This is a genomic window from Enterobacter sp. MF024, assembly GCF_005843915.1.
Classification (GTDB): Bacteria; Pseudomonadota; Gammaproteobacteria; order Enterobacterales; family Enterobacteriaceae; genus Enterobacter; species Enterobacter barmai.
Genome location: NZ_VCBB01000036.1, coordinates 1 through 350, shown reverse-complemented (window position 1 = coordinate 350; position 350 = coordinate 1). Strand labels below are relative to the sequence as shown.

The following is a 350-nucleotide window of genomic DNA, read 5'->3' as shown; positions in this document are numbered from 1 at the left end:
GCGACGAAGGCGGCGTTGTCCCTGGTGCAGTCCGACCAGGCGGTGGCGATGGACCAGGCGAAGGGGGCCTCTGAAAGCAGCAACACTAACACCGTGGGCATCAACGCCTCGCTGGGGTCCCAGTCGTCAAAATCCTCCTCGCACATGCGGAGCGAAACATCGGCGGGCAGCAGCCTGAACGCGGGCAGCAACGTCACGATTAAGGCCACCGGGAGCGACATCACCGTGGCGGGCAGCCAGGTTAAGGCCGGTAAGGACGTACTGCTTGATGCGGCCCGGGACGTGAACCTGCTTGCCTCGCAGGACACGCAGCAGACGACGGGTAAAAACAGCAGCAGCGGCGGCAGCGT

The 350-nt window shown here is 64.6% G+C and carries 1 protein-coding gene; it reads left to right on the top strand.

All coding sequences use genetic code 11. The features are described from left to right. Positions 1-350, top strand: a 350-nt coding sequence (locus tag FFB58_RS22815; RefSeq protein ID WP_138371073.1) for a hemagglutinin repeat-containing protein, incomplete at both ends; no start/stop codon positions are given.